The following is a 20,817-nucleotide window of genomic DNA, read 5'->3' on the forward strand; positions in this document are numbered from 1 at the left end:
CGATCGAGGAGGGCGCGCGGCCGGTGGCGGAGTCGCGGGACACCGCCGGGCGGCCTGCGGGCCGCCCGGCGGGGCACGGAGACGATCAGCTTTCGAGCAGGTCGCGGACGCCGGACATCGCCTGGATGTTGCTCAGGATCGACAGGTGGTCGACACAGGCGAGGGTGTGGTTGTCCGCCCCGGACAGCCGGGTGCTGGTGTAGGGGATGATGATGCCGTCGCAGGGCGACACCCAGGTGCCGTACTTCGCCGACCCAGGCGTCTCGTCGCCGCTGAGCGAGGTGATGTACGCCGAGCCGGGCAGCATCTCGATGCACGAGACGTAGATGGTGCAGGCACCGGCGTAGGTCGTGCCGTGGTTGGCCCCGGCCAGTGAGGCGACGTGGCCGACGTTGGCGGCTCCGCCGAGCTTCTGCAGGTACCACCGCGTCACCAGGCCGCCCATCGAGTGGTTGACGATGTCCACCTTGGACGCGCCCGTGCTGGCCTTGATCTGGTTGACGAAGGCGGCCAGGCCCTGGGCGCTGACCACGTTCGACCCGGCCCAGTTGTAGTTGTAGCCGAACAGCCGGCTGCCGGACCACCCGTTGGCCACCAGGTACGCCTGCAGGGCGGCGAAGTTGGTGCTGTTTCCCGTGTAGCCGTGGACGAAGACGACGGGGTCGTGGGTGGCGGCCTGGGCGGGGGCAGTGGGGGCGAGGAAGCCGAGCAGGGCCAGGAGGCCGAGGAGGGGGCCGACGATCCGACGCATGAGATCTCCTTGCCGTGGGGGATGACAAGGAGTCTCGCGATCGGTTCGGCTCACGGCATCGGGGAAATCACCAGTCGCCGTCCCCCGTCCCGCCGGCGCGGGCGGGTCAGCCGGGGATCTTCAGCACGACGAGGGCGATGTCGTCGCGGGTCAGCCCGGACTGGAAGGCGACGGCGTCGGCCACGATCGCGTCGGCGATCCCGTCCGCCTCCATGGCGCGGGTGTCGCCCAGCAGTCGGCGCAGCCGCTCCTCGCCGTACAGTTCCCCGTCCCTGCGGGCCTCGACGACGTCGTCGGTGTGGAAGAGGACCGCGTCGCCGGGCACGAGATCGACGTCGACGTCGGTCAGCCTGACGCTGGGCAGCAGGCCGAGGACGTTGCCCGGCCGTCCGATTTCGCCGACCGCCTCCCCCCGGGCCCGCAGCGGAGGCGGGTGACCGGCCAGGGAGAGCGTGAGACGGAAGGAAGTGCCGGCCGGCGGGGCGAGCTGGCCGTACACGGCCGTCACGAACCGGCCCGCCCGCTCGCGCAGCAGGGTCCGGTTGAGCGCGGACAGGACCGCCGAGGGGCTGGGCTCCCGGATCGGCGCGGCCCGCAGTGTGTAGCGGGCCAGGCTGGTGACGACGGCGGCCTCCACCCCCTTGCCGCACACAGCGCCGAGGGCGAGGGCCCAGCCGCCGGCGGTCTCGTACAAGTCGTAGAAGTCACCGCCCACCAGGTCGCCGTTTCCGGCCGGCCGGAACGCCCCGGCGACCTGGAGTCCTGGGATCTCCGGCAGAGCCGGCGGGATGAAGCTGCGCTGCAGGGTGCGGGCCGGCTCGCGCGCCTCAGCCTCCGACCGCTCGGCACGCTGGCGGGCGCGCAGCAGCTCGCGCTCGTACTCCCGCCGGCCGGTCGCGGCGAAGACGCAGAAGCGGATGACCCTCGGGTCGCCCCGCATGACCGCGTTGAGCAGCACCGGCAGCCGGGTGCCGTCGGCGCGGCGCACGTCGACCGCGATCTCGCGGACGACCGACTGCATCGCGAGCAGCGGGGCGAAGTGGGTCTCGTAGAAGATGCGGTCGCCGACGGCCAGCAGGTTCTGGATCCGCATGCCGCCGGTGAGCTCGCCGGGGTCGTACCCGGTGAGCTCGATCAGCGTCCGGTTGACCCGGATGATCGTCCCGTCGGGCAGCGTGGACAGGTGGCCGCAGGGCGCGTGCTCGTAGAGATCCTCGACGTCCTCCTCGGCGAGGCTCACCTACAGGAACTTCTTGATCGCGGAGATGGTCTCCTCGGGCGCGCTCAGGTTGGGACAGTGCCCGGTCGCCCGCATCAGCACCAGCTCGCTGCCGGGGACGTTCTCGTGGACGTACTTGCCCACCTCCACGGGGGCGATCACGTCATCGGAGCACTGCAGGATCAGGCTGCGCACCGGCACCCGGGACAGGTCGGCCCGGTTGTCCGACATGAACGTGACGGTGGCGAACCGCCTGGCGATGTCCGGGTCGGTACGGCAGAAGCTGTTGGTCAGCGCAGGACGATCCTGTACTCGTCCTCGAAGGCGGGAGCGACCAGGCGCCACATGTTCTGGTCGCACCCGAAGCCGTGAGCGAAGACCATCGGGCGGCCGTCCGGCCGGCCGGTGATTCGCACGTTGTTGCGCACCAACACGCTCATGACGCAAGCGTACAAACCAATTCACTATGGGTGTAATTCGGGGCGAAAATCCGGATGGCCGTGTACGCCGTGCGGTCGGGGGTAGGCGGCGGGAGTCCCCACTCCCCGCCCCTTCGCACGGCCGTCCCCCGGCCGCGCGTACGACACACGAAAGAAAGGAGAAGGCATGACGACCGCTCGCGACATCATGACCCCCCGAGCCGAGTGTGTGAACGCGGAGGAGACCGTCCTCGACGCCGCGGAGAAGATGGCGCGCCTCGGCGTGGGCTCGCTGCCGATCTGCGGCACCGACGACCGGCTCAAGGGTGTGCTGACCGACCGCGACATCGTCGTGAAGGTACTGGCCCAGGGCAAGGACCCCAAGTCGTGCCAGGCCGGCGAGCTCGCCCAGGGCGAGGCCGTGACGATCGGCGCGGACGACGACGCGGCCGAGATCCTGACCACGATGGCCACGCACAAGATCCGGCGTCTGCCGGTCATCGACGGTCACAAGCTGGTGGGGATCGTCGCGCTGGCCGACGTCGCCCGCGCCCTGCCCGACCGCCCGGTGGGCGACCTCGTGGACGCCATCAGCACCGACTGACGGACGTCCGCCGCCGCACGCCTTTCCGAGCCCCGGCCCTCCCGGCCGGGGCTCCGTGCGTGTCGGGCTCTGCCGCGGCCGGTGCCGGCGCCCCCCTCATCCCGCGTCGCCGTGTCCGGCCACCTGGCCGAAGGCCCTGCTGCGGGCCAGCTCCGAGAGCTGCACCGTGTCGACGCCGTCGCAGACCAGCTCCGTCGAGGCGATCACGGCACGCAGCGCGGCGGAGTCGTCCCCCGGCACGGCCACGGTCGCGGTCTGCATATACGTCCAGTCACGCAGCGCCTGCAGCGACGCGGCGGGCAGCCGCGTCGAGTACTCGATCACCAGGGCGTCGTCCTTGACGAGCAGGTGGTCGAGGCTCGCCCTGGTGGGGATGTCCTGGTCGGACGGGCTGTAGAAGGACTGGGCCGGGTGCGCCCAGGAGGTCGCCTCGCCGGGGGGCGTGCGCGGCCGCATGTCGCACGTGACCGGAGACGCCGCCGTGCCGTTCGCCGTGCCGTTCGCCGTGCCGTTCGCCGTGCCGTTCACCCCGGAGGACGCGGCGGAGCCGGCCCCGCCGCACCCGGCGCAGAACGCGAGCGCTGCCACGGCGAGTGCGACCCGGGTGAGGGCCTGGCCCATCCGTCCACTCCTTGTCTCGTCGGGGGGCTCCGGCGGCCCGGGCGCGGTGCGCGCCCGGGCCGCCTGAGCGGGGGTCAGCGCCCGCTGACCTTGAGAGACGCCGAACGGGAGACGATCTCGCCGGTCGGGTCGGTCACGCGGACCCGGTACTCGGAGCCGGACAGGTCAGGGGTCGCCGTGACGGCGATCGCGAAGGACGTCTCGCCCGCCATGTCGGCCCACTCCGAGGAGCCCGGCGACTTCACCTGCCACTGGTAGGCGACGTTCCTGCCCTCGGCGGGCGCGGAGAAGACCGCGTCCTCACCGTTGCCCACGGCCGTCGTCTTGGGCTGGGACACGAACCCCAGGTGGACACTCTTGTCGTCGAGCGCCTTCATCCACTCGACGAGCTCGTGGGCCCGGTCCCGGAGCGTGCTCTGGGCACGTCCGCCCAGGTGGCCGGAGTCGGCCGTCTGACGGAACGCCTTCGCCTGCGCGAGCGCGCCGGCGTAGTCCTTCACCAGGTAGGCGTCGTACGACGCGGTGAGCGCCTGGCTGAGCCGGGCGGCCAGGTCGGCGCCGACGGACCCGTCCGCCGCGCCGGCGGCGACGAGCTTGCTCAGTTCCTCGTGGCTGACGCAGTTCGCCTCGGTCTGACCGGCGGCCCACTTGACGCCCTCGAGGATGTTCTTCTGGAACAACGGGTCGAGCGTGTTCGCCCAGTTGTGCAGCAGCGCCTGGGTGAACGCGCGCCCGCCGTCGTAGTTCTGGCACCACGAGATCGGGTGGTCGGCGCCCTCGACGCGGCCCGCGGTCGCGCCGATGCTGCCCACGTACGTGGCCTCGTTCAGCGTCTGCAGCACGTGCGTCTTCTGGCGCGGCAGGCCGATCCAGTTGTAGAGCTCGTCCACGATCTTCAGCTTCTCGGGGAACTGGCGCGTGGCCGGGTTGGTGCCGTCCTCGGTCACCAGCTCGCCGATGTTGCAGGCTCCGCAGGTGTTCTGAAGGCCGCTGCCGTTGGAGCCGTGGTTGTCGAACTCGCCGCCGGCCAGGCCCTTGTACCAGTCCCACCGGTGCATGGAGTCGGTGGCGCCGTGCAGGGCGACGAATCCGCCGCCGTTGTTGATGTACTGCTTGAGGACGGCCTGCTCGTCCACCTTGACGTTGGGGTCGGCCTCGGTGGGCCGGGCCGTGGAGAACGTGTCGTTGCCGACGCTCGAGACGCCGATGATGACGTCGTACTGGGACAGGCGCTCGATGCTCTCGAAGGGGTTCGGGACCGAGACGTCGGGGCTGAGGTAGTCGTACACGTCGACGTCGAAGTTGTTGGCCCGGCCCATGTCCTGGAGCACGGCCATGGTGAGCGGGATGTGCTCGTGCCGGAAGGCGCCCGGCTTGTTGCCGAAGGCGAGCACCCTGAACTTCGGCTTCTCGTTGCGCACGGACTCGCCCGGGAGCCGGAACGGCGCACGCTCCATGCCGCGCGCCGCGCTCACGGTGACGCCGGTCGCCACGTCGGGGTGCTCGACCCCCCGGAGCTCCTCGACCAGGTAGGCGGCGTCCTTCACGAGGGAGTCGCGCATATGGCCCTCGGGCACGACCTGGCCGGCCAGGGCGCCGAAGCGCGTCAGCGCGGACACGGCGGCGTCGCCGCCGGCGTCGGCCTGGGTGAGCAGCGCCAGGAGACGGTCGCCGTTGGAGGCCGAGACCTTGCCGGCGGCGACGTAGCGCTGCACGAGGGCGCGGACGTCCGCGACCGAGGTGGTGATCTGGAAGGTCAGGGTGTACGTGGCCCCGTTGCCGGCGGCGTCGCCGAGCGTGACCGCCCACGTGTGCGCGCCGACGGACAGGGTGGCCGGGTCGAGCGGCAGCGGGTAGGTCCACTTGCCGTCGATCCACATGTCCCGCACCGCGGCGCCGCCCGATCCGGGGGTGGGGTCGGTCCGCGTCGGCGTGATGGAGGAGGCCGCCGCGCTGTGCGGCACCTTGCCGTTCGCGACGCCCGGCCAGGCGGCGACCGGCGGCTTGGTGTCGATCCGCACGCTGATCGTCCTGGCGGCCGAGACGTTGCCGGCGGCGTCGACCGCGACGTAGCGGACCGTGCTGTTGCGGTCGCCCGTGACGACGTAGGTGGCCGTGCCGCGGGTGCCGTTCCGGACGGCCGGCACCTCGACGGCAGCCTCCGTTCCCACTGTCACGCGGAACGAGGCGACGGCGTCGTCGTCCGTGGCGGACAGGTTCAGCGTCACATCGCCGTTGGTGAACCAGCCGTTGGTCCCGGTCGTGGTCGACGGGGTGTACGCGGTGTTCGTCGCACCGTTGTAGTTCGGCTCGGCGACCGGCGACAGCGTGGCCGCGTCGAGAACGGGCGCGGCTCCGGTCTCGGCCGCGGCGGCCGGGCCCTGCGAGCCGAGCACCATGGCCGGCACCGCGAGCACGGCGGCAGCCAGAGCCGATCGCGACCGCAGCCCGGGACGTGTGCGAGAGGATCGCATGTCACTCCTCTTGTCGGGACGAAAACACATCGCGCCTCGAACGCCGACCCCACGAGCGCCGACCCGGGTGAGGCGATGGTCTACGGATTAACGCGATGACTTCCGGAAGTGTGAGGCGCGTCTCAGAACTTTGTCAATGACCTGACAAACTTTCGTCTCTAAAATGAAAAGTTACTGACAGAAGTGAGATAGCGGGTCCTATTTCTGTCAGTACTTCTCCCGTACGCAGCAGAAGTCATCCCCGATCGAGGAGGGAGCGGGCGCTCGCGCCCGGACGGCTGCGGAACGCGCCCTGTTTGGGCCCGGTCGTGAGGGTATGGCGGCCTTGCGGCGCCCTGTCCGGCCGCAGCCGGGGGCCGCGCCGCGACAAGGGGCCCGCGGCGCACGTGCTCGATCCCGGGCCCGGACCCGAGACGCCGGGAGGGGTGGCGATGACCGACGACACCACCGCGGGCAAACCGGAGCGCTACGCGTTCGACTTCGACCCCCGATTCGCCCCGCTGCTGTCCGTCCTGGGCATCCGCCCGGACACCGCCGGCGTCCTGGTCGGCCCGGGCACCCTGCGGGTCCGGTTCGGGCCGTGGGTGACCGAGACCCCGCTGGCCAACGTCTCCGGCGTCGAGACGACCGGCCCCTACTCCCCGTTCCGGGCGATCGGCGTCCACGTGTCGCTCGCCGACCGGGGCCTGACGTTCGCCACCAACGCCCGCAGAGGGCTGTGCGTGCGGTTCCACGAGCCGATCCGGGGCGGCGAGCCGTTCGGGCTGCTGCGCCACCCCGGCCTGACCATGACGGTCGCCGATCCCGCGGGACTCGCCGAGAAGCTCTCCCGGCGCCTGTAACAGCCTCCTGGAGGGAGAACCTTGATCCGCCAACTCGTACGCGGCGCGGCCGCCGGCGCGCTGTCCACCGTCACGATGAGCACGGTGATGCTCGCCGGGCAGAAGACCGGCCTGATGCCGGGCCAGCCGCCCAAGCACATCGTGCGGGCGGCCCTGCCCGGCCACCGGCACCGGCCGAAACCCGGGGAGAACGTCCTCGGCGCCGCCGCGCACCTGGGCTTCGGCGCCGCCTGCGGCGCGGCGTTCGCGGTGCTCACCCGCGGGCGCGGGGCCGGCGTCCCCCTCGGCGTGGGCTACGCGCTGCTGATCTGGCTCGGCGCCTACGAGGGCTGGGTGCCGGCCCTGAACATCCTGCCGCCCGCCTCGCGTGACCCCGCGCGCGGCCGCCCGGTCGTCATGGCCGCGGCGCACGTGGTGTACGGCACCACGCTGGCGCTCGCGGTCCGCGCCATGCGCGGGACGGGCGGGCGAAACGACGTGAAGGAGGAGAGATGGCGACGACGGAACGGCCCCTGGCGCTCGTGACGGGCGCCTCCAGCGGCATCGGATACGAGCTCGCCAGGCAGTTCGCCCAGCACGGCTTCGACGTGGTGGTCACGGCGGAGGACGGAACGCTGGCGTCGGGGTGGGCGGCGCGTTCGCCCGCGAGACCTCGCTGGAGGCCGAGCTCAAGCTGATCGAGCTCAACGTAACCACCGCCGTGCACCTGGCCAAGCGCGCCGTGGCCGCCATGTCCACCCGCGGGACGGGGAAGATCCTGTTCACGTCGTCGGTCGCCGCGCTCACGCCCGGGCCGTTCGAGGCCGTGTACGCCGCCGGCAAGGCGTTCCTCCACTCGTTCGCCGAGGCCCTGCGCAATGAGCTGAAGGACTCGGGGGTCACCGTCACCTCGGATCCTCCGTCCCGGGTCCGCGCCCGCCTGCCCCCGCGTGGCCGTGTACGGCCGTGTGCGGACAAGCGGACCGGCCGGCGGGGGTCAGCCGGCGACGTCCTTGAAGGCGACGACCCTGCCGACGCGCAACCGCACCAGGAACTCCCCCGCGACACCGTTGCGCCTGCCGTACTCCTCGGCCCGGTCCTCCCCCATGTAGCGGCCGCCGAGCACCGTCGCCCAGTGGCGCACCTCGTCGAGGTCGTCCGACAGCGTCGCCTCCCCCTCGATCATCACGTACGAGTACGGCGGCCGCTGGTCGTCCACGCACAGGGTCGCGCGTGGTTCACGCCGCAGTTCGCGGGCCTTCACGCTGCTCTCGTGCGTGGTGAAGACCACGTCGTCCCCGTCGAGGGCGAACCAGATCGGGGTCACGTGCGGCCGGCCGTCCGCCCTGGTTATGGCGAGTTTGCCGGTCCTGGTGCCGCTCGTCGCGAACTCCCGCCACTCCGCCTCGGTCATCCTTTCCATGGCCCCGAACCTAGAACATGCTCAGGCCGTTCGCCCGTAGACATCAGCGCCGGCTGGACGAAGCAGAAAGCGCCGTCGCCGGCACGATCGGCGCGCCGTGGAAGGCCGCGCCGCGAGCAGCGTGTCGATCCCGATCTCCCCGTGGGAACGGTGGCGGGCCGCGGCGTACTCGCACCATGCGCCTGGCTCAGCAGGTTCTGCGGTAAGGAAGCTCAGGAATGTAGGTGGCCCAGTCGTCGGGAGACAGCGGCCCCGCCTCGGTGCAGAGGATCTTCATGATCTGGGTGGCTCCGATCAGGTGGGTGCGGAGATGCCCTCCTATGGTGATGCTGAGGACGGCCGAGCCGTCGGGTGAGAACGCGAGCCCGTTAACCATGCTTCGGGATCCGCCTTCGGGCCGTTCGTAGAACCCGGTGAGGGGAAGTCCGAAGGGGCGTCTGTTGATGACGTCCCAGAGGCGGATCTGGCCGGTCGTGTCGGTTGTCGCGAGGAGCTGTCCGTCTGGGGAGAAGGCCATCTCCTGACCGGTCTCTCCACCGAGGCGCGCGTCGTACTTCGGCTGGAGCCTTCTGCCGTCCCATATCGTGATCACGGTGTCGTCCGCCTCCGCGACCAGCCCGGAGCCGCTCAGGGCCTTCGGCGCCTTCAAGTCCAGGCCGGAGGGCTCGACCAGGCGCTTGCCGGTTGCGACTTCGACGATGCCCTGGTCGGCGGCGGACACGACGGTGCGACCATCCTGGCTGAAGAGGATTTTCGGGCCGCCGCCCTGACTGAAGATGATGTAGTTGTCGTCCGCCATTCCCTTGCTCGTGGCGCGCAGAGAGCCCGACGCCAGATCCCAGAATTCGAGCACACTCGGCCCGGCTGCCAGCTTGGCGAGCTCGGAGCGGCTGCCGCCGGTGAGCAGCGCGAGCGTCCGGTTGTCCGGCGAGAATGCCATGGGGAAGTCGTAACGGTCCGGGTTGTGCCGGGTGGCGATGGTGGCCTTTCTGGAGGCGGAAGCGACGTCCCAGATCTCGATGTCGCCGTTATTTCGGGCGTAGGCCAAAAGCGCGCCGTTGTCGGACAGCGCCCACCACTCACTGATCCGGTCCCTGCTGATCGGCAGCGTGGTCCGCTTCACCCGCTGCAACGCGTCCCAGACCAGCAGCCCGTCGTGGGACTCGACGGCGGCGGTTGAACCGTCCTTGCTGAGCACCGACGATATCCCGCCCAGATCGACCTGCTCGAAGAGCGCCTTGAGAGAGATGACGTTGACCGCTCCGCTGGTGTCGACGCAGCGGAGGGTGTGGTCGTCCGGTCCGAAGCTTTGCGATCTAGCGGGCCCTTCCATGCGCTCGCAGATCTCCTCGGCGTATTTGAAGATCGGGTCTGTCAGGTTGGAACTTCTCCAGATCGTGCCGCCGAGGGCGAGGTAGTCGCCGTTGGAGCTGAAGTAGAAATCCGACGAGCCGGATGGCAGGTTTTGCAGTGCGATCGACCAGTGAACGTAGACCCCGTCCGCCGGGCGCCCGTCGAGTCTGGTCACGCCCAGCCGGTTGCCATCGCGTATCCCGAGAAATCTGCCGTCAGGGCTGATGGCCAGATTGCGATAGAGGACCGGATTGTCTTCGGAAACCGAGCCTTCGAGCTTCTTGACCAGCGTGGTCCGCTTGCCGGTGCGCAGATCCCAGCGTTGCACCGAGTCACCGAGCGTGCCGAAGAGGTATTCGTCGTCCGGCGAGAACACCAGATTCCCCACCCCATAGGGGATCGTCGGGACCCGCTTACCGGTCTGTGCGTCCGAGACGATTCGCCGCGGCCCGGAGTTGACGGCGTGGCTTCCGGTCTGCGCGTCCGAGACCGCGGTTCGCGGCCTGCGGACGTTGACGACGTAGCGTGCGGCGGAGCTGATATCGGCGCTGCCGCTCGACCAATGGAATTTCACCGGGCCGGGTGTTCCGGTCGTGGTGTCCCAGACGCGGGCAGCACCCTCCTTGTCGAACACCGCCACCGATCTGCCGTCAGCGCTGACTCTCAGGGTCTCGATGACCGCGCCGTCGACCTTGAACTCGCGGATCACCTTGCGGGCGTCCACATCGACCACCTTGATGTCATGGTGTTTGCCGTAGACCATCAGGTGGCTGTACCTGTCGCCGTCCACGATCCAGGAGCCGTCCACCCCCGGTGGCCTGTAGGTGTAAAGCTCCGGCTGGTTGTGCAGCGCGGCCAGGGCGCTACGTGCCTCGAAACCATTTGGAGCAAGGGTTCCCGCGACGATCGCCAGTCGCTTGGCGATGATCGGGTCGATCCCGCGCATGGTCATGGCCACATTCGCCACCCGGGCGCCGACCGCCTCATCGCGCTGTGCGGAGATGGCCCGGCTTTGGGCGATCGCGATGGCCGCCGTGGTGGTGGCGATCACCAGCAGGACGGCCAGCACCACACTCAGCACCGTGCGGTTGCGGCCACGCCGTCGGATCGCCTCGCGCTCGGCCAGGTCCTGCCGGATGCCGGCGTCGAGGAAGTCCCGGGTGTCGTTCCCGAGCCTGTCGCCGTCGTCCGCGCTGGCGTCCTGCGCGCTCGCCAGCCGCAGGCCCCGATACAGGTAGGCAGCGTCGCGGCCGCTGCCGGCCCAGGCGCGGGCGTCCCGGTCGAGCTGCTCCCGCACAAGGAGCGAGTCCCGGTCTTCCTCGATCCAGTCGCGTAGCTGCGTCCAGGCCCGGATCAGCGCCTCATGGGTGAACGCGGCCATGCTGTCCGCGGGGTCGCCCGTGGGGTCGCCGTCCACGGTCACGAGCCGGTCCTCGACGAACCGGGCGAGGACCTGGCGGGCCGGGGCATGTCCGGGATCGTCCTCGGGCCCGAGCAACTCGGCCAGCGGCACTCTGCGGCGTGAGGGCTCGGCCCCCTCGCCGAGGTGAACCAGCCGTGTCAGCATCCGCCGGGCGCGGTCGCGGTTGGTCAGACCCACGCTTTCCAAAGTGGTGTCGGCGGTGCGGGTCAACGACTGGCTGACCCCGCCGGTCGCCTGATAGCCGGCCAGGGTGAGCTCCTGGCCCTCGCGGTGCTCCCACGTGGCGAGCAGGGTGTGTGACAACAGGGGCAGGACACCGCCGGGCTCGCTGGATATCGCGGGGAAGACGCGGTCGTCGGCGCAGGCGGCTCCCAGGTCCTCCAGAATCCGCTCCGTCAGCCCGGCCTCGAGCGTGAGCCGCGCGAGGCCGGCCGGCCCCTCGATGGCCTGGCGCAACTGCGCCGTGGTCATGGGCCCGACCACGAGCGGATGGGCGAGGGCCTGCGCCAGCTCGGGATAGGCGGCGCAGTGGCCGAAGAGATCGGCGCGCATCCCGATGACCACCACCGCTCCCTTCGCGGGGGTGCAGGCCGCGTGCAACGCCTGGATGAAAACCCGGCGGTCGTCCGCGTTCTGGCAGGAGGTGAAGATCTCCTCGAACTGGTCGACGACAAGGAGCCTGCACTGGGCCTGCGCCAGCAACTCGCGCAGCAGAGCGGGCTTTTCCGACAGGCGGTCGCGTATGCCGTCAGGAGCGGCGCTGCCGCAGAACCGATCGGCGAGGACCCGGACAGGGTCGCCGCCCGGTGTGAGAAGCGCGTGACCCTCCGGCCAGGTTTCGTCGGCGGCGGAGATGAGACCGGCCCGCAGCAGCGACGACTTGCCCGCTCCCGACGGCCCGGTCACCAGCAGCGGCCCACCACGCTCGATCTGCGCCGATACCCGGTCCCAGAGCGAGCGGGTCAGGTCCCGGCGCCCGAAGAAGTACCTCACATGCTCGGGTCCGAAGGCTTCCAGCCCCCGGTACGGGCACCCGTCGCCGTCGCGGTCGGCCCGGGCATGGGCCTGCTTCCAGGCGCTCAGGTCGGCCTCCGCGATCCCGAGAGCGCGAAGGACCTTGCGCAGAGTCGTCCACCGCGGGAAACGCTTGCCGCTGACCATGTCGTGCACGGTCGCCACGCCGGTGTCCGCCGCGCTGGCCACACTCAGGTAGCCGCCCTCGAAGTCCTCGAACAACCGGCGCAGCGCCGAGTGCAGGTCCGCACGACTGTTGATCCTGGCCGGGTCGGCCATCACCCTCCCCGTGGAGGCGTCTTCCGGTTCGGCTATTCGGTTCCGTTCGGATCCTAGATCTGTCCGCCGTCTCCTACCTGCCGGTTTCTCTGATTCTGCGGCACCGGATGCGCCCGAACGTCGCAGGGACCGAGCGTGGACGTCATGACCACCACGATCCTCGCCACGATCGGCGCGACCGTCCTCCTGTTGCAGGCCGCCGCCCGTGTCCCGTCCGCACTCACCGATCTCGTCCGTGCCCTCATCGCCCTACGCCAGGCGCTACACGAACTTCTGCGCCGGCCGGACGCGTCCCAGCAGCCCTCGCCCGAACAAGAGCGCTAGAGCCTGCCCGATGACCGGCTCTCCACCCGTCCCCGGGCCAGGCGGGCGGCGGCTGTCTCCGGGAGCCCGCAGTTCGCGGCACTCCGAGCCCCCGGCGTCTACCGGAAGACGGCCTGTGCCGCTTCCACGACCCGCTGCGAGACCGACAGGAGGGCTCGCGCCGCCTCGTTGATTTCGCTCATGAACGTGGTGAAGAGGTGGGCGTCCCCGTCCTCCAAGCCCTGCCGGCAGTCCCCGCCGGCCTTCTCCGCCTGGGTGACGAACGTCCGCCACAGCGCTTGGATCTCGGGATCGGGGGCCGGGAAGTAACGACCGGCGTCGCGCGCGACCCGACCTATGTCGGCGCACACGGGGCGGAGGGCGGCCGCATCGATGTTGCCGTTCCCGGAGTCCACGGCGTTCTTCCGTGCCGCGATGACACGCTTGAGAGCGGCGACGTAGCGATCTTGCAGCTCCTGCCCGCCGCGTAACCACCAGGCGGCCACCTGCAGGCGCCTGGTCCCGCCGGGCACGGTTTCGTCGCCGACAGGCACCAGCCGTCGCACCTCGGAGCTGGAGATTCCTCCGGTTGAGTTCTTCTGCTGTCCGGCCGCCGTGACGGTCGCCGCCACCGCCGCGGCCGACAACACCGCCGCGCAGAGGCGACGGGCGGTGGGCCCTCCCCGCGCCTGTCCGGACCGCGGCCCGGGGATCACGCTCTCCGCTCTGGACCTCCACGCCCTCCGGACCGCTGACACGATCGCGGCCGCGATGACGGTGGCGACCGCGGTGAGCACGAGGACATAGCCCAGAAGCGTCTCGACGACCGACCAGGCCACAGCCGGCCGCCACTGGCAGCGAGTCACCAGCGTGTTCAGCGGCTCGACACACCCGTCCGCGGCGACGAGCGCGAAGTGACCGGCGAAGCCACCCAACGCCACGCCCTCGGCGACGATCAGCGCGACGAGCAGCCGGTAGCGGCGTGCCAGGACGCTCGCGGCGATGGCGGCCGCCGTGGCGCCCGCCACCAGGGCCACGAGCGTCCATGCCAGGTAAACCAGAACGTAGAAGCGCTCTTGCTGCCCGGACGGGTACTGCTGGGTGTGCATGTACGCCATCACGGCCGCGACGGCGGCCCAGCACGTCAGCACGCCCGCCGACGCGACCCACAGCACGCGCCGAAGTGGCGGCAACACCTCCCCCGGCGCCGCCGGCCTGCCGGCCCCGCCCAGGGCTCCGAACGTCCATCGGGGCGGGACCGTGGCCGACCGGAGCGTCCAGGCGAGCAGCGGCACCACCCACAAGACCATGACCGCGGCCAGGACGAGGGGCCTGTCGAGGCCCGACAGCAGATCCATCGCGACACCAATCGTGGACATCATGGCCGGGTCGTCGCCGGGAAAGGCACCGAACGTGTCCCGCACCAGCCAACCGGCTCCGGCGCGGTCCAGCAGCCCTATGTCGGCGAACAGCACGCCCCGGCTCGACCACCACGCGAACCACGAAGTCAGCACCAGCCACGCAGCCGACAGGCCCAGCAGCATGGCCGGCCGGATGGTGCGCCCCGGCCACGCGGTGACCCAGAGCTGGGCGCATTGCGCGGTCCACCAGCCGAACACCGCTGCGGCGCATGGAACCAGCGCCAGAACCACCGGGTGGTTCGGCACCCACTGCCCGACCGCGACCCGGTCGCAGAGCGACTCACCGACCACCAAACCGGCTCCCAGCCACAGCCCCGCCCGCACCCCGGAGGGCATGCGGCGCCCGGTGAGCACCGCGTGGGCTACGGCCCGCCACAGGGCGATCCCGGCCACCCCGGTGGTCAGACCCGCGGCCACCAGCGCGGTCGCCAGCTCGGCCGCCCAGGCGTCATTGGTGAACGACCGGTTCGCCTGAGCGTCGATCAGCAGGGCCGCGATCCCGGTCAGGAACATCGGCAGAGCCTGCACGCCGAACAGTGCCGCCGGGTCGGCCAGAGCGTCCCGGCGCAGGTTCCAGCGCGGGTGGGCGCGCCACAGTTCGACGAATGAGCCGAGGGCGCGCCGCAGCCGGCCGCCGGTCTGGCCGGATACGGTGAACGCCCAGCCGCGGGGGTCGGCTCCCCAGCGCACCGCCGCGAGGTCGGCGTATATCTCGCGATTACGCAGCACGTCCGACCGGGCGAGATAGACCAGTGTGACCATGACGACCACCAGCAGCAGCTCGCGGGTCGCATACGGCGCCTCGGCGGGCCAGAAGGGCGACCGCGCGGCAGCCGGAATCCCGCTGAGTGCATGGATGACGTACGGCAGGAGCACCAGGGCGATGAACACCCGCCACGCGGCGATGGTGGCGTAGGTGAGCGTGACATCGCCGTTGCGAACGTGGGCGAACTCGTGCAGGGTCACCGCGCGGAACGCGGTGGGGTCCTTGCTCCTGCGGGTGAGCAGGCCGATGTGCAGGCACACGATCGGCCGGCGATCGCTGCCGAACACCACTGCGCTGGTGGAGGCCGCCGCCAGGTCGACGACGGCGCGCGGCAGGCGGTCCAGACCGGCCACCGCGGCGAAGTCCGCCAGCCTGCGCCGGATCTCGCCGTCGTGGTCGATCGCCTCCAGCGGGACATACCGGCCACGCCATGCCTTCCACCGCGGCAGGCACCGGAAAAGCACGACGGTCGCCGTCACCAGCAGGGCGGGCCACAGCAGGATCAGCCACAGTGGCGCCCCAGGCTCGTAACGGTCTTGGCATGCCCGGAAGGCGTCGAAATTCGGGGCGATCCTGGCGGCGTTGGCCCGTCCGTAGCCCTGGTTGGGATCACCTCCTGCGGCGAGCAGACAGCCGTAGCTGTCCGCGCCGTAGAACTGGTTGATCACGGCATGCATCATCGAGCCGCTACTGACCAGCAGCAGGACCAGCAGCAGTGCGAACCGCACGGTCGTGCCCGCGGTCATCGCCCGCTCGTCGATCCGCGGCGGGGCCACCACGCTCGCCATCGCTAGTCCGGGGCCGGGGCGCTGCCGTGGTCCGGGCCGTCCGGCTCATCGGCGTCGCCCCCCGGAGCGGCAAGTGCGAGCCTGCCCACCACGGCGTCGGCGATGAGCCGTGCGCGGCTGTCCTCCAGTCCGTGCTTCACAGCGGTCTCGACCACCTGCCGGTGGACTCCGGCAAGCTGTTCACGTGTCAGGTCGGGGACGTCCACGGCCGGAGCCGGCCTGCGCGTGAGCCTGCGCAGCACGGCTTTCGTCCCCTTGGCCGCGCCCTCCCCTGCCGCGCTCCCCATTTGCCGCGCGGTCTCCTCGACCACCAGCCACACCACCGGAGTCACCAGCACCGCGACCTCACCCAGGCCGAACCCCAACGGTTCGCGCCGGCCGCCCCCGCGCCCCAGCCGCCGCATGACCGCGTCGTCGTCGAGCCCGGCCAGCCCGTTCACGAGCACGAGTTCCTCGGGCGCTACCTCGGCCACCACGTCGCGGACCACGTCGAGCACCCTGGTCCCGCCCGCCTTGCGCGTGTTGCCGCTACCGGATAAAGCTGCTTCAGCACTCATGGCATCCCCACTTCTGTCACGTTCCGCATCCAGTGAATATGGCACCGTGCAGGAGCACTATCGTGACCGAAGGAGCTCTGACGACGCAGGCGGATTCATGAGATGTCCCGATTCGCGCTCGCCGATATCCCAGCCAGAGCACGACTGCGGACGTCCGCCCCCGAATAATGAATCGGCCCGACCGGATCCCGGCCATAAGATGATTCCAAATGGCGATATGAAGAGTTACGCCTGGCGGCCCCCTCGACGCCGATATCCTCGCGGATGACGCATTGTGTATTCCGCCTACGCGGTATCGCATCGGCGACGACGGTGGCCTTCGCCGATCGGGCTCTCACGTCGGGGAGGGCCTCCTTAGGTGGGGAGGACGGGGATGGATCCGATGGTGTCGGCCGCGGCAACCGCAGTGGCGACCGCCACGGCCCACGGGCACGGGCGCGTGTGCCCGGTAGGCCGCGAGCAGCAAATCGACGGGCGATGAGCGATCACTCCGAGCAGGCCGCGGACGGGGAGCGGGCCCGCCCCGATTTCCGCGCCGCGGTTCCCGGCGACGGCCAGGCCACTCAAGCGGTTCGGGAGCACCGCCCTCACCACCAGGACGGTGTCCGGCGCCGGCGGCGCGCCGGGACGGGCGAGGCGGGGGACCTCTGCCCCTACCCGGGGATGGCCCCGTTCGGGCCCGAGCATGCCGGCTGGTTCTACGGCCGGGACCGGCTGCTCGAGGAGTTGACCGCACGCCTGGACCAGCACGCGCGGCAGGGCGGCCCGCTGATGGTGGTGGCCCCCTCCGGGCAGGGGAAGTCATCGCTGCTGCGGGCCGGGTTGATGCCCGCGCTGGAGGACAGCGCCCTCGCCGGGTCGCGCCACTGGCCACGGCTGCTGTTCACCCCCGCCGCCCAGCCGATGGCCGCTCTGACGGAGGCCTTGGGGAGATTGCCCGGTATCGGGCCCGGGAAGGCCCGTGAAGCGACCGCGGCTGGAGCCCCGCAGTGCGCGCGACTGCTGCACGAGACGCTGCGAGCCGGCGACGGCGATCCGGACGCCGGCGGGCCACACATGGTCCTGATCGTCGATCAGTTCGAGGAACTGTTCACCCAGTGCCCGGACGAGCCGGAGCGACGCCGCTTCATCGAGGTGATGACCCGGCTGGCCGGTCCCGCGGAGAGGGGTTCTCCGGTGGCACTGGTCGTGTGCGCCCTGCGCTCGGACTTCTACTCCCGCTGCGCCGAATACCCCCTCTTACAGGCGGCGTTGCACGACGGCCAGGTGCTCGTCGGGCCGATGTCTCAGGACGAACTACGCGATGCGATCCAGCGCCCGGCCCGGGACGTGGGTGTGGACGTCGAGCCGGGGCTGGTCGAACGCATGCTGCGCGACCTGGGGGCCACCACCGGTGACGGGTATGAGGCCGGGCGTCTGCCGCTGCTGGCCCACGCGCTGCGGGCCACCTGGCAGCAGCGGCGCGGCCACACCCTGACCGAGGACGGCTACCGCGTCGCCGGCGGCATCCAGCGAGCCGTGGCCACCACCGCCGAGCGCGTCTTCACCGGCCTGGACGAGGCCGATCGGCGAACCGCCCGGGCCCTGTTCCTGCGCCTGGTCACCATCAGTGACGGCGTCGACGACGTCCGGCGCCGCGTGGCCCGTGCCGATCTCCTCGGCGAAGGCGTCGATGCCGGCTCGGCCGCCGTAGTCGTGGGCGCCTTCACCGAGAGCCGCCTGCTCACCGAGGACCAGGGCACCCTGGAGGTCGCCCACGAGGCGCTGCTGTCCGCCTGGCCGCAGCTGCGTGAGTGGGTGGAGGCGGACCGCGAGACCCTCATCGTCCACCACGCCCTCGCCGATGCCGCGCGCCGCTGGGAGCGGCACGGCCGCGAGAGCGGCGACCTACTGCGGGGCGCCACACTCGATGAAGCCGTCTCCTACGCCCTGGCCGGGCCTCGGTATCTCACGCCCGATCCCCTGGGACGTTCCTTTCTCGACCACTCGATCCGCGCCGCCCGGCGCACGAGCCGCGACCGCACGCTGCTCAGCGCCGCCCTGGCTGTCCTGCTCGCCGTCTCCACCGGCACGGCGATCGTGCAAGGGCTGACCCTGGCGGAAAAGAGCGAGACCATCATTCACCAGGGCGACGAGGCGGTGGCCGCCCGCGTCGCCGACCAGGCCGTAGACCAGGTGAGCCTTGTCGACGTGGTCACCGCCAAACAACTCGCCGTCGCCGCCGCGAGCCTGGCGCCGGACGCGTACACCGCCCGCCGTGCGCTGCTCATGCTCTATCACCAACCGGAGCTTTACACCTACCGCCCTCCGGGAGTCGACGGCCAGTGGGAGCGGACCAAGACCGACACCGGCCGCGTGGAGGCCGCCGCCCGTCCCCTGGGCCACGAGGTGAAGATCATCGACGTGGATCAGCGCAAGGTGACCCGTACCATCACCCTGACCGGAACCCCGATCGCCGATTCGGGCTTCACCAGGATCGTCTCCGTCAGCGGCGACGGCAAAGTGGTGGCTGTCGTACGGCAGGACGGCACCGTCGGCCTCTGGGACATCGCGACCGGACGCGCCTGGCCGGTCACCTTCCGTGTCTCCATTCCGTACATCGCTCTCAACGAGACGGGAACACGACTGGTCAGTCCCGAAGGCAGTGGCAAGACGCTGCGCACCAAGGTGTGGGACACCACCACGGGAAAGCCCGTCTGGGAGCACCCCGGCGCACTGGCGGCGGGTGACAGCAAGACTCTGATCTTCGCGCACGGGTCGGCACTGCACTGGCGTGACCTGGAGACGGGCCGGCGGACGCCCCAGCGACGCCTCATCCTGGACGGGGAACCGATCAGTGACCTGAGCGCCCCCAGCCCCGATGGCAAATCGGTGGCAGTACGACAACGCGGCAGCAAGTACTTGGCGGTCATCCATCTGGACGAGGTCGACAAGAGCGGCAGAGTCCGTAGATACGGCCCTGGTATTCCCAGGCCTGCGGGGGTGAGCTGGCTGACGATCCCGCCGGAGGCGGAGGGTTACCTCGGTTTCAGCTCCGACGGCCGCTATCTGCACCTGGGCGCCACGGTCTGGGACCTCGACGAGACCTATCACGACCAGCCCGTCTTCCGGTACACGGACACGAACTGTCTCAACTTCACCTTCGGCCCGGGGGACCGCACGCTGCGCTGTGTCGACGACGACGGTGCCGTCGTCCTGTCCCTCGGCGCGCTCCGCGATCCCGTCCAGCTCATTCCCGACGAGCTGGACCGGGCGGTGACCAGCGCGGACGGCGCGACCCTCGCGCTGCGGCGCTACGACTACCGTGGCGTGGAGATCTGGGACCCCGTCAGGCGCGTCCGCCGGTCGGCACTGCCCATTCCCAAACCCGCCTTGGGCAAGGACGCTGGGCGGTTCGAGCTGTCGCAGGACGGGCGGCTGCTGGCCTACATCCACGCCGACGGCGACATCGACATCTGGGACGTCGCCTCCGCCACCAGGACGACCACGCTGAGAACCGGCCGCAAGCTCGGCCCCGGCACGCCGGTGGCGTTCTCCCCGGACAGCAGGACGCTGGCGGTGTGCACCCTTGCCGGCTACATCACCCGGCTCGACCTGTGGGACCTCCCGTCGGGAAGGCGCCGCGCCACCTCCATCGGCCAGCGGCAGGCGACCGCCCCGGTGGTCGCGTTCTCCCAGCTTGACGAGTCCTCCCAGATCCTTTTCAGCCATGACGGACGGACCGTCGTCTCCGCGCCCGACCAGGGCGTGGTCGACGTCGCCACCGGCGAGAGACTGACGGCCCCCAGCACCGAGCTGCATCGTCCCCTGGCGCTCAGCAGGAACGGCGTCCTCGCCGATCAGGTCGGCATGGACAAGACGCTCACCGTCTACGACGGCCGTACCCTCCGGCGTCTGGCCCGCGCGCGGACCAACAGCGAGTTCCCCCGCTGGATGAGGTTCTCCCCCGACGGGAACCTGCTCGCCATCGCCGAGAGTTCTTCGGACCAGATCCGTCTGTGGCATGTGCCCAGCAAGACCCCCTACGCACCCGTGCTGACCGGCTTCCCCACCAGTGCGATCAAGACCCTCGCGTTCACCCCGGACGGCTCGGCCGTCCTCGCGCTCGACGACAAGGGCCGCCTGCGCACCCACCTGATCGCACCCGACCGGATCAAAGCCGAGCTGTGCGCCCAATTCGGCCCGCTGTCCGAAACGGACTGGAAAACCTACATTCCGGAGATCCCGTACCGCTGGACCTGCTGATCGTCACAGGCGGGAACCGAACATCCGTCACCCGACAGCATGCCGCACGCCGCGGGCACGATGCGCGTCTCCGCCGTGAGACGAGTGAAAGGGCCGGGCCGGACGACCTTACGGCCTGTTCCGGCTTCCCTTACGCTTTTCGAGCCGCACCCGCCTCTTCGCCTCGCATGTCCGGTCGAGCTGTTTCTTACGCCCTACGCACCATGGCAGTCGCTTTTCCGTAGATGTACGGATATCGCTACGGATGTTCGCGTCCCGACCATGGTTCTAACGTCGCGCACGAGCCGGTTTCCCGGCGGGTCGGCGAAGCGAGGAGCCCCGTGACGTAGAACCCCT

Annotated in this window: 15 protein-coding genes and 1 pseudogene; 6 read left to right on the forward strand and 10 right to left on the reverse strand. The window is 70.5% G+C overall.

The window, feature by feature from the left end; genetic code table 11:
- Positions 1 to 85 precede the first annotated feature (85 nt).
- From HHX30_RS00215 to HHX30_RS42420, 4 genes are all read right to left on the reverse strand, one after another.
- On the reverse strand, positions 86 to 751 hold the full coding sequence (locus HHX30_RS00215) for a triacylglycerol lipase (protein WP_169978145.1): 666 nt from the start codon (positions 749 to 751) through the stop codon (positions 86 to 88).
- Positions 752 to 857: 106 nt separating this feature from the next.
- Entirely contained in the window at positions 858 to 1,991 is a 1,134-nt protein-coding gene (locus HHX30_RS43085) for a SpoIIE family protein phosphatase (RefSeq protein WP_169978146.1), read from the reverse strand.
- Positions 1,992 to 2,201 carry an alpha/beta fold hydrolase gene (locus HHX30_RS42415; RefSeq protein ID WP_259401298.1) on the reverse strand — a complete coding sequence of 70 codons (210 nt, stop codon included), beginning with the start codon at positions 2,199 to 2,201 and terminating at the stop codon, positions 1,992 to 1,994.
- 59 nt (positions 2,202 to 2,260) lie between these two features.
- Complete coding sequence (locus tag HHX30_RS42420; protein ID WP_283246651.1) at positions 2,261 to 2,410, reverse strand: alpha/beta fold hydrolase; 150 nt, start codon at positions 2,408 to 2,410, stop codon at positions 2,261 to 2,263.
- Positions 2,411 to 2,576: 166 nt separating this feature from the next.
- Here HHX30_RS42420 and HHX30_RS00230 point away from each other — a divergent pair, with 166 nt between their 5' ends.
- Positions 2,577 to 2,993 (forward strand): CBS domain-containing protein, encoded by a 417-nt coding sequence (locus HHX30_RS00230; protein WP_169978147.1) that lies wholly within the window; start codon positions 2,577 to 2,579, stop codon positions 2,991 to 2,993.
- Positions 2,994 to 3,089: 96 nt separating this feature from the next.
- Here HHX30_RS00230 and HHX30_RS00235 read toward each other — a convergent pair whose 3' ends face one another.
- Positions 3,090 to 3,614, reverse strand: coding sequence for a hypothetical protein (locus HHX30_RS00235; RefSeq protein ID WP_169978148.1), 525 nt, complete (start codon positions 3,612 to 3,614; stop codon positions 3,090 to 3,092).
- A 74-nt stretch (positions 3,615 to 3,688) separates the two neighbouring features.
- Positions 3,689 to 6,088, reverse strand: coding sequence for a ThuA domain-containing protein (locus HHX30_RS00240; protein ID WP_169978149.1), 2,400 nt, complete (start codon positions 6,086 to 6,088; stop codon positions 3,689 to 3,691).
- 431 nt (positions 6,089 to 6,519) lie between these two features.
- Here HHX30_RS00240 and HHX30_RS00245 point away from each other — a divergent pair, with 431 nt between their 5' ends.
- The 3 genes and pseudogenes from HHX30_RS00245 to HHX30_RS43605 form a co-directional block, all read left to right on the forward strand.
- Entirely contained in the window at positions 6,520 to 6,930 is a 411-nt protein-coding gene (locus HHX30_RS00245; protein ID WP_169978150.1) for a hypothetical protein, read from the forward strand.
- Between the two features lie 21 nt (positions 6,931 to 6,951).
- Positions 6,952 to 7,455 carry a DUF6789 family protein gene (locus HHX30_RS00250; protein ID WP_169978151.1) on the forward strand — a complete coding sequence of 168 codons (504 nt, stop codon included), beginning with the start codon at positions 6,952 to 6,954 and terminating at the stop codon, positions 7,453 to 7,455.
- Positions 7,422 to 7,774: pseudogene (locus tag HHX30_RS43605) on the forward strand (SDR family NAD(P)-dependent oxidoreductase); the annotation flags it as partial. The gene HHX30_RS00250 and the pseudogene HHX30_RS43605, both read left to right, overlap by 34 nt.
- A 132-nt stretch (positions 7,775 to 7,906) precedes the next feature.
- On the opposite strand, the gene HHX30_RS00260 reads toward HHX30_RS43605, so the two are convergent.
- Positions 7,907 to 8,332, reverse strand: coding sequence for a PPOX class F420-dependent oxidoreductase (locus tag HHX30_RS00260; RefSeq protein WP_169978152.1), 426 nt, complete (start codon positions 8,330 to 8,332; stop codon positions 7,907 to 7,909).
- Positions 8,333 to 8,519: 187 nt separating this feature from the next.
- Positions 8,520 to 12,401 carry a hypothetical protein gene (locus tag HHX30_RS00265; protein ID WP_169978153.1) on the reverse strand — a complete coding sequence of 1,294 codons (3,882 nt, stop codon included), beginning with the start codon at positions 12,399 to 12,401 and terminating at the stop codon, positions 8,520 to 8,522.
- 144 nt (positions 12,402 to 12,545) lie between these two features.
- On the opposite strand from HHX30_RS00265, the gene HHX30_RS00270 reads away from it, so the two are divergent.
- Entirely contained in the window at positions 12,546 to 12,725 is a 180-nt protein-coding gene (locus tag HHX30_RS00270) for a hypothetical protein (protein WP_169978154.1), read from the forward strand.
- 98 nt (positions 12,726 to 12,823) lie between these two features.
- Here the strand turns inward: HHX30_RS00270 and HHX30_RS00275 are convergent, their stop codons facing one another.
- Positions 12,824 to 15,679 (reverse strand): M48 family metalloprotease, encoded by a 2,856-nt coding sequence (locus HHX30_RS00275; RefSeq protein WP_169978156.1) that lies wholly within the window; start codon positions 15,677 to 15,679, stop codon positions 12,824 to 12,826.
- Between the two features lie 2 nt (positions 15,680 to 15,681).
- Positions 15,682 to 16,236 (reverse strand): hypothetical protein, encoded by a 555-nt coding sequence (locus HHX30_RS00280; protein WP_211591415.1) that lies wholly within the window; start codon positions 16,234 to 16,236, stop codon positions 15,682 to 15,684.
- 477 nt (positions 16,237 to 16,713) lie between these two features.
- On the opposite strand from HHX30_RS00280, the gene HHX30_RS00285 reads away from it, so the two are divergent.
- The gene (locus tag HHX30_RS00285; protein ID WP_169978158.1) at positions 16,714 to 20,481 is read left to right on the forward strand and encodes an AAA family ATPase; all 3,768 of its coding nucleotides are present in this window, start codon (positions 16,714 to 16,716) and stop codon (positions 20,479 to 20,481) included.
- Positions 20,482 to 20,817 lie beyond the last annotated feature (336 nt).

It is taken from the genome of Microbispora sp. H10836, from assembly GCF_012999525.1.
Lineage (GTDB): Bacteria > Actinomycetota > Actinomycetes > Streptosporangiales > Streptosporangiaceae > Microbispora.

Coding starts and splice junctions, on each gene's coding strand:
- HHX30_RS00265 (WP_169978153.1), bottom strand. CDS start 12,401: ATGGCCGACCCGGCCAGGATCAACAGTCGTGCGGACCTGCACTCGGCG.
- HHX30_RS00215 (WP_169978145.1), bottom strand. CDS start 751: ATGCGTCGGATCGTCGGCCCCCTCCTCGGCCTCCTGGCCCTGCTCGGC.
- HHX30_RS00260 (WP_169978152.1), bottom strand. CDS start 8,332: ATGGAAAGGATGACCGAGGCGGAGTGGCGGGAGTTCGCGACGAGCGGC.
- HHX30_RS00230 (WP_169978147.1), top strand. CDS start 2,577: ATGACGACCGCTCGCGACATCATGACCCCCCGAGCCGAGTGTGTGAAC.
- HHX30_RS00285 (WP_169978158.1), top strand. CDS start 16,714: ATGAGCGATCACTCCGAGCAGGCCGCGGACGGGGAGCGGGCCCGCCCC.
- HHX30_RS00270 (WP_169978154.1), top strand. CDS start 12,546: ATGACCACCACGATCCTCGCCACGATCGGCGCGACCGTCCTCCTGTTG.
- HHX30_RS00275 (WP_169978156.1), bottom strand. CDS start 15,679: ATGGCGAGCGTGGTGGCCCCGCCGCGGATCGACGAGCGGGCGATGACC.
- HHX30_RS00280 (WP_211591415.1), bottom strand. CDS start 16,236: ATGAGTGCTGAAGCAGCTTTATCCGGTAGCGGCAACACGCGCAAGGCG.
- HHX30_RS00235 (WP_169978148.1), bottom strand. CDS start 3,614: ATGGGCCAGGCCCTCACCCGGGTCGCACTCGCCGTGGCAGCGCTCGCG.
- HHX30_RS42415 (WP_259401298.1), bottom strand. CDS start 2,201: ATGTCGGACAACCGGGCCGACCTGTCCCGGGTGCCGGTGCGCAGCCTG.
- HHX30_RS00245 (WP_169978150.1), top strand. CDS start 6,520: ATGACCGACGACACCACCGCGGGCAAACCGGAGCGCTACGCGTTCGAC.
- HHX30_RS00240 (WP_169978149.1), bottom strand. CDS start 6,088: ATGCGATCCTCTCGCACACGTCCCGGGCTGCGGTCGCGATCGGCTCTG.
- HHX30_RS42420 (WP_283246651.1), bottom strand. CDS start 2,410: ATGAGCGTGTTGGTGCGCAACAACGTGCGAATCACCGGCCGGCCGGAC.